The organism is Massilimicrobiota sp. An105, assembly GCF_002161155.1.
Lineage (GTDB): Bacteria > Bacillota_I > Bacilli_A > Erysipelotrichales > Coprobacillaceae > Allocoprobacillus > Allocoprobacillus merdigallinarum.
The window spans coordinates 1-12,007 of record NZ_NFLY01000013.1; the positions used below are offsets into that span (position 1 = coordinate 1).

10 protein-coding genes are annotated in these 12,007 nt (G+C 31.4%); 6 read left to right on the forward strand and 4 right to left on the reverse strand.

The genetic code is table 11. The features are described from left to right. Positions 1 to 184: 184 nt before the first annotated feature. Positions 185 to 1,054: a DegV family protein gene (locus B5E48_RS05110; RefSeq protein WP_087304306.1), complete on the reverse strand. Its 870-nt coding sequence runs from the start codon at positions 1,052 to 1,054 to the stop codon at positions 185 to 187. Between the two features lie 184 nt (positions 1,055 to 1,238). On the opposite strand from B5E48_RS05110, the gene B5E48_RS05115 reads away from it, so the two are divergent. From B5E48_RS05115 to B5E48_RS05140, 6 genes are all read left to right on the forward strand, one after another. Further along, positions 1,239 to 2,057, forward strand: a complete 819-nt coding sequence (locus B5E48_RS05115) for a mechanosensitive ion channel family protein (RefSeq protein WP_241146928.1) — start codon at positions 1,239 to 1,241, stop codon at positions 2,055 to 2,057. Between the two features lie 206 nt (positions 2,058 to 2,263). Beyond that, on the forward strand, positions 2,264 to 4,054 hold the full coding sequence (locus B5E48_RS05120; RefSeq protein WP_087304308.1) for a peptide ABC transporter substrate-binding protein: 1,791 nt from the start codon (positions 2,264 to 2,266) through the stop codon (positions 4,052 to 4,054). A gap of 99 nt (positions 4,055 to 4,153) precedes the next feature. Next, positions 4,154 to 5,116, forward strand: coding sequence for an ABC transporter permease (locus B5E48_RS05125; protein ID WP_087304309.1), 963 nt, complete (start codon positions 4,154 to 4,156; stop codon positions 5,114 to 5,116). 6 nt (positions 5,117 to 5,122) lie between these two features. After that, positions 5,123 to 6,097 (forward strand): ABC transporter permease, encoded by a 975-nt coding sequence (locus tag B5E48_RS05130; protein ID WP_087304310.1) that lies wholly within the window; start codon positions 5,123 to 5,125, stop codon positions 6,095 to 6,097. Between the two features lie 5 nt (positions 6,098 to 6,102). Continuing rightward, positions 6,103 to 7,107, forward strand: a complete 1,005-nt coding sequence (locus tag B5E48_RS05135; protein WP_087304311.1) for an ABC transporter ATP-binding protein — start codon at positions 6,103 to 6,105, stop codon at positions 7,105 to 7,107. Next, positions 7,107 to 8,069 (forward strand): ABC transporter ATP-binding protein, encoded by a 963-nt coding sequence (locus B5E48_RS05140; RefSeq protein WP_087304312.1) that lies wholly within the window; start codon positions 7,107 to 7,109, stop codon positions 8,067 to 8,069. The genes B5E48_RS05135 and B5E48_RS05140 overlap by 1 nt, the downstream gene beginning before the upstream one ends. Before the next feature lie 129 nt (positions 8,070 to 8,198). Here B5E48_RS05140 and B5E48_RS05145 read toward each other — a convergent pair whose 3' ends face one another. The 3 genes from B5E48_RS05145 to pepT form a co-directional block, all read right to left on the reverse strand. After that, complete coding sequence (locus B5E48_RS05145) at positions 8,199 to 9,257, reverse strand: DUF2812 domain-containing protein (protein WP_087304313.1); 1,059 nt, start codon at positions 9,255 to 9,257, stop codon at positions 8,199 to 8,201. Between the two features lie 83 nt (positions 9,258 to 9,340). Next, positions 9,341 to 10,711, reverse strand: coding sequence for an aminopeptidase (locus B5E48_RS05150; protein WP_087304314.1), 1,371 nt, complete (start codon positions 10,709 to 10,711; stop codon positions 9,341 to 9,343). A gap of 1 nt (position 10,712) precedes the next feature. Beyond that, positions 10,713 to 11,933 (reverse strand): peptidase T, encoded by a 1,221-nt coding sequence (gene pepT / locus B5E48_RS05155; protein WP_087304315.1) that lies wholly within the window; start codon positions 11,931 to 11,933, stop codon positions 10,713 to 10,715. Between the last annotated feature and the right edge of the window lie 74 nt (positions 11,934 to 12,007).

The following is a 12,007-nucleotide window of genomic DNA, read 5'->3' on the forward strand; positions in this document are numbered from 1 at the left end:
ATCATGAACTCCATGTGTGAGCTAAGATATAGTGACTTTACAAATGAATTTTCATTTAAGACCATATAATCAATATATTTTAAATATAGTTACCAACATTTATCTAGGGTTAGATTTTTCCAAAAAAATAAAAAAGAGCCAACTTACTAAGTTGACTCCATTGAGCTACTCCTTTGAGTAGCCGTTAAATCTTTTTACATGCACCAATTGCTAAAGAATGAGGTCCAATATGACAAGCAACACTTAATGAAAGTGGGTCACAAATGACTTCATGATTTGGGAAAGCTTCTTCCACTTCTTTTTTGAATTCAAGTGCCAAATCTCTATCATATGTATAAGCAATCATGATATGAGCCTCTGACATATCTTCATGTATGGGATCAATACGTTCTTTAATATCTTTTTGAAGGGCTTCAATCATTATTTTTGATGCTTTTTGCATTGTACGTGTTTTTTGGAAAGAATCTAATTTTTCACCTTGAATTGTGAGAACAGGTTTGATTTTTAATAATCCTCCTAAGGCTGCAGCAGCTGGTGTAATACGACCACCTTTTTTTAAATATTCCAAAGTGTTCACAGTAATATAGATAGATGCATTGAATTTATTTTCCATTAAGATATCATGAATTTCTTTTGCATCTTTACCTTGTTTCGCTAATGCCATGGCATCCAAAACATCCCATTTTTGAGTCACAGAAATACGTTGTGAGTCTACAACAAAGACTTTTCCTTTATAATCTTCATCATCAGCTAACATCATAGCAGTCTGGCAAGAACCACTTAAACCACTTGACATTGGAATATGCACAATCTGATCATAATCTTCTAAAATACGATCAAAGAAAGCTGTCACTTCTCCAGCGGCTGGCTGTGAAGTAAAAACTTCAGCTCCATTCATTAACTTATCATAAAACTCTTCTTGAGTCAGATTGATATCTTCTTTATATTCCTGACCATCAATAGTAAAAGGCATAGGTAAAACAAAAATTCCTAATTCCTTGGCTTCGCTTTGCGTAATTCCACTATTACTGTCAGTCATAATTGCTACTTTCATGAAATTCCTCCTTATGTTAATAATATTATTGTATCTAAATAAAAAAATAATGCAACTCTTTTTGTGCATTGAGATATATTTCTAGGGTGAAAATAATAATGATATATTCATATAAAATTGCAAAAAAGATATGATATAGATTGTGAATGTGATAAGATAATGAAAAAAGAAAAGAGGAATGAAAATGCTAGATCGATTGATTGAAAAATATGCTGGCTTTGGTATGAGTGTCATAGAAGCTACCATTATATTTATAGTTGGATGGTATGCTGTGAAAATAATATTACATATTCTTTCAAAGATGATGAGAAGAAGTCAGATTGATGCGATTATTGAGAATTTTGTTATATCTATATTAAATATAGGATTAAAAATCATTGTGATTATTACTGTCATTGCACAGTTAGGTGTACCTACAACATCATTAGTAGCTGTTTTAACAACAGCAGGAGCAGCAATCGCCTTAGGATTGCAAGATTCTTTAAAAGGAATTGCTTCTGGTATCACAATTTTGTTTTCTAAGCCTTTTGTCAAAGGAGATATTATTGAAATTGATGGATATGTGGGAACAGTCCAAGAAATACAGCTCTTATATACGATTGTCATGACATTTGATAATAAGATGGTAGTGATTCCTAATAATGATTTAGTATCATCAAGTTTTGTGAATTATTCACACGAAGAAATACGAAGAGTAACAATTAGTTTAGAAATGCATCCTGATACTGATATCATGCAATTTAAAAAAGCATTAATGAAAGTCATTGAAAAACATCCATATGCTTTAAAAGAACCAGCACCATGTATTAAAATCAGTGATTATAAACAACAGAGTGTAACACTGCAAGTTTGGGCATGGGCGAGCAATGAACATTTTTATGAAGTTAATGATGATTTGCTTATTGCTATTAGAGAAATTTATAAGGAACAGAAAATCAAGATTCCAACTCAACGTATTGATGTCCACATTCAACAAAGTGATACTGATTACGAAAATGTTTGAATGTGTATACAATGTAAAAATTGTATACATCTGTAAAAAAAGAAGGTTTATTTTTAGTTAAAAAACAAATATGTAATAATTGTGGTTGAATTATCGCAAAACTGTAAAAAAATATAAAAAAAACTATTCCCATATTAAAAAAGTTATGATAAACTAGGGTAAAATAACTGACGTGATTGGTTATTTTGGAGGAGGGAAATTTAATAATGAAAAGAAATTGGTTAAAAACAATTATGGCTTCAGGATTGTGTTTATCAATGCTTGTTGGGTGTAGCGGGAATTCAAGCTCATCTGAGGGAAGTGTAAGTGTAAACATTTCTTCTGAACCACCTGAAATGTTATCTTTCTTAAATACCGATAGTACTTCAGGAAACGTATTGAGACATGTTGTGGAAGGACTTGTTACATTAAATCCTGAGAACGAAGCAGTTCCAGGTGTCGCAAAAGAAGTTCCTACTAAAGAAAATGGTGGGATTTCTGAAGATGGAAAAACAATTGTTTTCACAATGAACCCAGATGCAAAATGGTCTGATGGTACTCAAGTTACTGCTAAAGATTTTGAATTTGCATGGGATCAATTATTCTCACCAACTAATGGTGCTGGTTATGCTTCAACATGGGCTCCATTAATCGTGGGTGCAGAAGATTACTTAAATACTGCAATGATTTTACAAGAGGAATTTGTAAAAGCTGGTAAAGCTAAAATAGTTAAAGAAAAGAATTCAGAAGGTGAAGAAGAAGAAAAATTCACTGTTGAAAAAAGCTATGAAAAAGAATATAACGAAACATTAGCTACTCGTACTGAAGAAAATTTAGCAAAAAAAGGTTGGGTTGCTTCAGAAGATGGAACAACTTTTACAGTTCAATTAACTGGACCTTATACTTATTTCGTAAACTTAATGGCTTTCTATAACTTTGCTCCATTACAACAAGAAGCTTATGAAGCTGCTGGTGGTTTAGATACTTATGCAAACGATATGGAAGGTTTCTTAGGAAATGGACCATTTAAGTTTAAAGAATGGTCACATAACGATAAAATCGTATTAGAAAAAAATGAAAATTATTGGAATGCTGATTCAATCAAACTAAATGAAATTACTATGAGAATGATTGATAATACAAACACTGCATTAAATGAATTTGAAAATGGTACAATCGATATGATTGGATTAACAGGTGAACAAGCAAATAATTTAACAAAAGATGGACAAAAAGTTTTAAATTATGCTGATGGTTCAGTATGGTATTTTGAGTTTAATCATAATACAAAAGCATTTAGTAATGTTAAAGTTCGTAAAGCTCTATCTTTAGCATATGATGTTAATACTTATATTGACACAGTAAAAGGTGATCAATCAACTGTTGCTAATACATTTACAGCTCCATCTGTAAATAATGGTGAATTTGCTAAATCTTTAGGTAATTTATTTGATAGACCAGAAACTGAAGCTGATTATGCAGAATTAAAAGCATTATTAGAAGAAGGTTTAAAAGAAGAAGGAATCGAATTTAAAGATTTCAAGATTACTTTATTAGGTGATACTGGAGATGACGCATTAAAAACTTATGCTTTCTTTAAAGAACAATGGCAAAATCATTTAGGATTGTCTGATAGTCAAGTTGTTATCAAACAAGTTGAATTTAAGACAAGAATTGCAGATATGCAAAGTGGAAACTTTGATATCGTCTTTGCTGGATGGTCTGCTGATTATGATGATCCTATGAGTTATCTTGATTTATGGTTAACTGGTTCTGGAAATAACCATGGTGGATATTCAAATGCCGAATATGATAAAGTAGTAAAAGCTGCTTTGGTTGAAGCAGATGCTGCAAAACGTACAGAATATTTAAAACAAGCTGAAAAGATTATTGCAGAAGACTACCCAATTGGTGTTATCTATCATAGACAAAGATCATATATTTGTTCTGATAGATTAACTGGTGTTGTAAGAAATGCTTTCTCTGATTTAGATTTAAGATATGCAGAAATAAAGTAGTCGCTTATTCAATTTAAAATAAAAAGCATATGGGACTATTCAAAAATAGTCCCATTATATTATGTTATATAATTTGAATTATAAAAGGATGTGAAAAAAATGGGTAAAAGGAAACAACTTATAAAATACATTTTACAACGTTTTTTATATGCTTTCGTAACAATTTTAGTTTTAATTGTTATTACTTTTTTAATGATGCACGCTCTTCCTGGTGACCCAATTTCAGGAGATAAAGCTGTTAGTCCGGCTGTTAAGGCAGCATTACAAGCAAAATTTGGTTTAGATAAACCAATGTTTGAGCAACTGATTATTTATATTAGTAATGCTTTAAGAGGTGATTTTGGAGCGTCTATTAAATATGGTAGAGATGTATCTGTAATTTTAGGAACTGCTTTCCCTTATTCTGCAGAATTAGGGCTTAGAGCTATGATTCTTGCTGTCTTTGGTGGAGTTGCTATTGGATCGTTATCAGCAGTTCGAAGAGGTTCTAAAATCGATACTTTTGGAATGGGAATTGCTGTTTTAGGTGTATCGGTACCTAACTTTATTGTTGCAGGGCTATTACAGTATTTTGTTGCGTTACAATTTAATAAATTAACAGGTACTGTTGTTTTCCCTATCACTGGTTGGGAAGGTGAAATGGCAAAAGTTTTACCATCTATTGCTTTATGTTTAAGTCCGCTTGCTTCAATTTCTCGTTTAATGCGAACAAGTATGCTTGATGTATTGAGTTCGGACTATATTAAAACAGCTAAAGCTAAAGGTCTGTCTGAAAAAATGATAATTTTTAGACATGCCTTAAGAAATGCATGTATGCCTGTTTTAACAGTTTTAGGGCCAACTATTGCATCAATTTTAACAGGATCATTTGTTGTTGAACAAGTTTTCTCTATTCCAGGAATGGGTCGTTACTTTGTAACATCTATTAAGGAACAGGATTATACAATGATTGCTGGAACAACTATTTTCTTTGGTATTTTCTTGATTGTTTCAATTTTAGTCGTAGATATTTTATATGGTGTTGTTGACCCTAGAGTCAATGTTGCAGGAAAGAAGGAGTAATGTGTTATGAGTGAATTAAATAAAGAAATAAAAGAAGAAATTACTCCAACTATGGATATTGATAGTAGCGAGTTTGAGTATGTAGGTCGTGATTTAGAAAAAAGTGAAGAAATTGGTCGTCCAAGTATTAGTTTCTGGCAAGATTCTTTTGGCCGTTTAAAAAGAGATAAGTCGGCTATTGTTTTTATGGTTATTTTAGCTGTCATTGCTTTGTGTGCTATTTTTATTCCAATGTTTTTTCCATATACGTCATCTGAACAACATACATGGCATGTAAATATGGGGCCGCTTTTTAGTGGTGATGGATGTTTCCATCTTTTTGGAACAGATTATTTAGGACGTGATTTATTTGTTCGTATTTGGGAAGGTGGACGTATTTCACTTATAATAGCTTTTGTAACAGTATTGGTTAACTGTTTAATTGGTGTAGTTTATGGAGGTATTTCAGGATATTTTGGTGGTATCGTTGATAATATCATGATGCGTATTGTAGAAGTTGTTAATGGAATTCCTTATTTAATGATTGTTATCTTATTAATGACAGTAATGGAACCAGGCATGACAACAATTATAATTGCAATGGTTTCAGTTGGTTGGGTTGGAATGGCTCGTTTGGTTCGTGGAGAAGTAATTCGTTTAAAAGAACAGGAATATGTTATTGCAGCAAAATCAATGGGATGTTCTGCTTCAAGAATTATTGCAAAACACTTATTTCCTAACTTACTATCAATTATTATTGTTAATCTAACATTAGCTATTCCTAGTGCAATCTTTACTGAAGCATTTTTATCATTCATTGGATTAGGTATCCCTGTACCTGGTGCTTCATGGGGAACATTAGCACAAGATGGTATTACTAATTTTAGATATTTTCCTGAACAATTATTATTTCCGGCATTCTTTATTTCTATCACAATGTTAAGTTTTAACTTATTAGGTGATAAATTGAGAGATGTATTTGATCCAAAATTAAGGAGGTAGGTAGAATGTCTGATAGAGTTTTAGATATAAAAGATTTATATGTTTCTTTTGATACATATGCAGGAGAAGTTCAAGCTGTTCGTGGTGTTTCTTATTATGTAGATAAAGGGGAAGTTTTAGCTGTTGTAGGTGAATCTGGATGTGGTAAATCAGTAACTGCGCAAACAATTATGAAATTGAATCCTATGCCTCCTGCAAGAATAAAATCTGGTGAATTAGTTTTAGATGGTATTGATATTGTCAATAGTTCTGAAGAGAAAATGCAAACAATTCGAGGGAAAGAAGTAAGTATGATTTTCCAAGATCCAATGACATGCTTGAATCCCACAATGCAAGTTGGTAAACAAATTGTTGAAGCAATTGTTCATCATCAAAATTTATCTAAAGAGGAAGCAAGTGCGAAAGCTATAGAAATGTTAAAATTAGTACAAATTCCTAATGCAGAAGAACGTGCAAAGCAATACCCTCATCAATTTTCTGGTGGAATGCGTCAGCGTGCAATGATAGCAATGGCATTATCATGTAATCCAAAATTACTAATTGCTGATGAACCTACTACAGCGTTAGACGTTACTATCCAGGCTCAAATTATTGATTTATTAGCAGATATACGTAAGAATTTTGATACTGCTATTATTTTGATTACACATGATTTAGGTGTTGTAGCGTCACTCGCAGACAGAATTGCTGTTATGTATGCTGGGAAAGTTGTAGAAACTGGTAAATCAAAAGACATTTTCTATAATGCTTCTCACCCATATACAAGTGCATTATTAAATTCTTTGCCTAAACATGATACAAATAAGGAAGATACACTTTCTTCTATTCCAGGAACTCCACCTGATTTATTAAATCCACCAAAAGGTTGTGCATTTGCTTCACGATGTGAAAAATGTATGAAAATCTGTAAAGAAAAACAACCTCCAGTTTTCAATGTTGGAGAAGGACATGAGGCTTCATGTTGGTTGTTGCATAAAGACTGTCCTACATCAAATAAGGAGGAAAAATAATGGAAGAAAAAGTGCTATTATCGTTAGAAGATGTATGTAAAAGCTTTCATGTAAATGGAGGAATTTTAAAAGCTGTAAGCCATGTTTCATTTAATATTAAAAAGGGTGAGACTGTTGGCTTGGTTGGTGAATCAGGATGTGGAAAATCTACATTAGGTCGTACAGTAATGGGTATTTATCAACCTACATCTGGAGAAATTATTTATAATGGTGAAGTTGTACATGTGAAAACTGCCAAAGATCGATTGAATTATGCAAAAAAAGCACAGATGATTTTCCAAGATCCATACGCCTCTTTAAATCCAAGAATGACAGTAGGGGATATTATTGCAGAAGGTATGGAAGTTCATAACATGTATGATCGTAAAAAAAGAAAAGAAAGAGTTGGCGAACTTTTAGAATTAGTTGGTTTAAATAGAGAATTTGCTAACCGTTTCCCTCACGAATTCTCTGGTGGACAACGCCAACGTATTGGAATCGCAAGAGCTCTAGCTATTGAGCCTGAATTTTTGATTTGCGATGAACCAATTTCAGCTTTAGATGTATCTATCCAATCACAAGTTATTAATTTATTAATTGATTTACAAAAAAAATTAGGACTTACTTATTTATTTATTGCTCATGATTTGGACATTGTAAGATATATTTCTGATAGAATTGCAGTTATGTATTTAGGGCATTTAGTAGAATTAGGAACAAGTGATGAAGTTTATCATCATCCACTTCATCCATATTCTGAAGCTTTATTGTCTGCTGTTCCTATTCCTGATCCAGATTTAGAAAAGGAAAAGAAACGTATTATACTTGAAGGTGATGTACCAAGTCCAATAAATTTACCAGAAGGATGTCCTTTTGCAGGAAGATGTCGTTATGCAACAGAGAAATGTAAACAAGAAAAACCTTCATTTGAAGAAGTAGAAAAAGGTCATTTTGTTGCTTGTCATCATCCTATAAAAAGATAATAATAAAAAAAGTATTATTTAGATTTTATTATCTAATAATACTTTTTTTTATCTGATTTAAATAATTATTGTTTTAGAACTATGTGTTTTGAAATTTATATGCATGAGGTAAAAGAGGATTGTATTTTATTATTTTAAATAAAAATCTTCAATAATTTCAACATGACTTTCATTAACTTCAAAACCAGGTATAATTATAGTTACTTGTTGATCGTGTAAAATAACGATAGAAGTGAGTGAATCTCCTATATAACCACAAATTGTTGTTTTATTAGATTTTTGGCTATTGCAACTATATATTTCAGGATTTTCTTTCATTTGCTCAAATATTTTTTTTGCCATTTCATAAGAATGAAATGCAAATTCTTTAATATAAAGAGCTTCGTTAGTGTTTTTGCTAGTTTCTAATGAAATATATGTATGTGGAATGGTAAAACTTGAATAAGATTGGGTTGATATATTTGTGTTTTGTTGATATCCAAAATCATCTAATTGAATTACTTGATGAGTTTTTATATTAAAGGGATGATTATTAGTAAAATCTTCTAAAAGTCCACCACCAATGAGTAAACACATAATAATGAGAGAAATATTATATACTTTTTTTAATGTATATATTTTTTTTAATTGTGGTTTGCCGGATTGGAGCTCTTTATGGAATTGTGTAAGCTTGTAAAAATCGAAATAGTTTTTTAAACTTGCAATAATAAATAAAAGAAGCATACCAATATAATATAAAGTAATTCCATAACTATAAAACATATCAAATGTTGCATTGAAAAGATATAAAGAATATAAAGCTAAAGCAACAATAGAAACAAAAAAAAGGGCAAAAGATTTCAGTCTTTGTTTTAATGGAATAATATCTTTTTTTTCTTTCCAATTGATATTGATTGGTATGTCATTATTTGATAAAAAAACGTACATATTATTTTTATGATATATACAACGATAGCCTTTATCTTCATATTTATCAATAAAAGTAAGTTGACTTATTTTTATATCATTACGTGAGGAACCTGTTGGATTAAAAAAATCTATTGTATAATAGACAGGTTTATCTTTTTTTCTAAAAAAAGAAATGAAAGATAAATCATTTGTGCTGTAACCTTGTTTGCCTAACTTATCTAATTTTTCTTGTAATAATTCATATTCGTATGGTTTATAGTTCATAATCATAAATTTCATGGTTGTGTAACCTCCTTAATGGGCTTATTATATCAAAGAGATAATCACTTGTCTATGAAAGAAAAAAAGCTCATGATGAGCTTTTATAATTGAAGTAAGAATTGTGTATAAGCTAAGTAAGCTTCATAAACATCGACTTTTGATACAATTTCATGAGGAGCATGCATGTTTAAAACAGCAATTCCTGCATCAATAACATTCATATCATAATTTCCTAAGATGTAGGCAATAGTACCTCCACCACCTTGATCAACTTTACCAAGTTCAGCAGTTTGGAAATGGACACCAGCTTGATCCATAACATTTCTAATTTTAGCAAAATATTCAGGATTAGCATCATTGCTTCCGCTCTTACCACGAGAACCAGTGTATTTATTGAAAACAATTCCTTTTCCTAGATATGCGGCATTTTTAGGATCATTCACTTCTTTATAAAGTGGATCAAAACCTGCACTAACATCACTTGACAACATCATAGAATTGGCTAATGTCTTTCTCACAGACAAGAAAGTATCATCACCACATAAGTGTAAGATTTGAGCAATTGTATTTTCAAAGAATAAAGATTGAGCACCAGTCGCACCAACACTACCAATTTCTTCTTTGTCAACTAAAATACAACAAGATGTATATTGTGGGATTTCCTGAATATCTAAAATAGCTTTTAATGATGTATAAGCACAGACACGATCATCATGTCCATAACCCATAACCATACTTCTATCTAAACCATAATCTCTGGCGGGACCACTTGGTACAACTTCAATTTCTGCACTTAAGAAATCTTCTTCTTCAATATCATATTTTTCTTGAAGAAGTTTTAAAATATTCGCTTTCACAGCATCTTTTTCAGTATCTTTTAAAGGAATGCTTCCTAATGTCACATCCAAATTTTCTCCTTCAATCACTTTCGCAGCTGTTTTTTGCATTTGATCAGCAGATAAATGAATTAATAAATCTGTAATACCTACAACAGGATCATGATCATCTTCACCAATCACAACATCAATCTTAGTTCCATCTTTTTTAATAACAACACCATATAATGATAATGGAATTGTAACCCATTGATATTTTTTAACACCACCATAATAATGAGTATCTAATAAAGCAAAACCATCACTTTCATAAAGTGGATTCTGTTTTAAATCTAAACGTGGTGAATCAATATGTGCTCCTAAGATTCTCATTCCATCAACTAATGGTTTTTCTCCCATAATAAATAAAGCTAAGTTTTTATCTTTATTGATTACATAGAATTTATCTCCAGGTTTTAAACTGTCCATATTTTCAATATCTTGAAAACCAGCTTTTTTAGCAAGTTCAACAGATTCTTTTACACAAGCTCTTTCTGTTTTACCGGCTGTTAAGAAAGCTTTATAACCTTCATTAAAATCCATAACATCTTGATATTGATTACTTTCGTATTTGTCCCAAGCATTTTTTGCGTACATTTTATATAACCTCATTTCTTTCAATTATTTTTAATAGAACTTCTACTTGTTTTTTCATCATTGTTAATGATACATACTCAAATGGTCCATGGAAATTATACCCACCTGTACCTAAATTTGGACAAGGAAGTCCCATATATGTTAAATTAGCACCATCAGTACCTCCACGAATAGGTACAGCATATGGCTCAATACCACATTCTTTCATGGCTGCCATGGCATTTTCAACGATGTACATATGTTGTTCAATATGTTCACGCATATTTAAGTAACTTTGTTCAATTGTGACTTTAACCATTGAATATCCATACTTTTGATTTAAGAATGCAGCAATATTTTCAAAATCCTGACATTGTTTTTTAGCTAATGTTAAATCATGATTTCTAATGATGTATTCCATCACTGTTTTTTCACATTTTCCCTGAATATTTTCAAGATGATTAAAACCTTCATATCCTTCTGTATATTCTGGTCTGGCATGAACTGGTAACATAGCATCAAATTCCTGAGCAATGCGAATAGAGTTAATCATCGCATTTTTAGCACTTCCAGGATGAATACTTTTCCCTGTGATTTCTACGACAGCACTAAATGCATTAAAGTTTTCATATTCAATTTCAGCAATATTACCACCATCAATTGTATAAGCATAATCAGCATGGAAAGCTTCTACATCAAAGTTTTCAGTTCCTCGACCGACTTCTTCATCAGGAGTAAAAGCAATCTTAATATCATTGTGCTTGATTTCAGGATGATGGTAAAGATGTTCAGCCATACTCATGATAATCGCAACCCCAGCTTTATCATCTGCACCAAGCAATGTTGTTCCATCAGTTGTGATTAAATCATGATGAATCACATTGAGAAGTTCAGGAAATTCATGAGGATCAAGATATAATTCTTTCTCTTGATTAAGAGTAATTGTTGTTCCCTGATAATCTCTGATGATTTGTGGTTTGACATTTTGACCAGAAGCATCAGGAGAAGTATCCATATGGGCAACAAAACCAATGACTTTTCCATGGTCACTGTTTGCTGGAATTGTTCCATAAACAATACCACTTTGATCCAAGTGAGCATCTTCAATACCAATCTTTTTCATTTCTTCAACAAGATATTTTCCTAGTTCTAATTGTTTCATAGAAGAAGGTGTTGTTGAAGATTGAGGATCAGATTGTGTATCAAAACTAATATATTTTAAAAATCTTTCTTCTATACTCATTCATCTTACCTCGCTTTCTCTCTTATTATACATGGAAATTCACAAATAATCCATGATTATGATATAATCATAAA

Excerpts from the sequence above, each read along its gene's own strand:
- pepT (WP_087304315.1), bottom strand. The coding sequence starts at position 11,933 with ATGAGTATAGAAGAAAGATTTTTAAAATATATTAGTTTTGATACACAA.
- B5E48_RS05130 (WP_087304310.1), top strand. The coding sequence starts at position 5,123 with ATGAGTGAATTAAATAAAGAAATAAAAGAAGAAATTACTCCAACTATG.
- B5E48_RS05110 (WP_087304306.1), bottom strand. The coding sequence starts at position 1,054 with ATGAAAGTAGCAATTATGACTGACAGTAATAGTGGAATTACGCAAAGC.
- B5E48_RS05125 (WP_087304309.1), top strand. The coding sequence starts at position 4,154 with ATGGGTAAAAGGAAACAACTTATAAAATACATTTTACAACGTTTTTTA.
- B5E48_RS05150 (WP_087304314.1), bottom strand. The coding sequence starts at position 10,711 with ATGTACGCAAAAAATGCTTGGGACAAATACGAAAGTAATCAATATCAA.
- B5E48_RS05140 (WP_087304312.1), top strand. The coding sequence starts at position 7,107 with ATGGAAGAAAAAGTGCTATTATCGTTAGAAGATGTATGTAAAAGCTTT.
- B5E48_RS05115 (WP_241146928.1), top strand. The coding sequence starts at position 1,239 with ATGCTAGATCGATTGATTGAAAAATATGCTGGCTTTGGTATGAGTGTC.
- B5E48_RS05135 (WP_087304311.1), top strand. The coding sequence starts at position 6,103 with ATGTCTGATAGAGTTTTAGATATAAAAGATTTATATGTTTCTTTTGAT.
- B5E48_RS05120 (WP_087304308.1), top strand. The coding sequence starts at position 2,264 with ATGAAAAGAAATTGGTTAAAAACAATTATGGCTTCAGGATTGTGTTTA.
- B5E48_RS05145 (WP_087304313.1), bottom strand. The coding sequence starts at position 9,257 with ATGAAATTTATGATTATGAACTATAAACCATACGAATATGAATTATTA.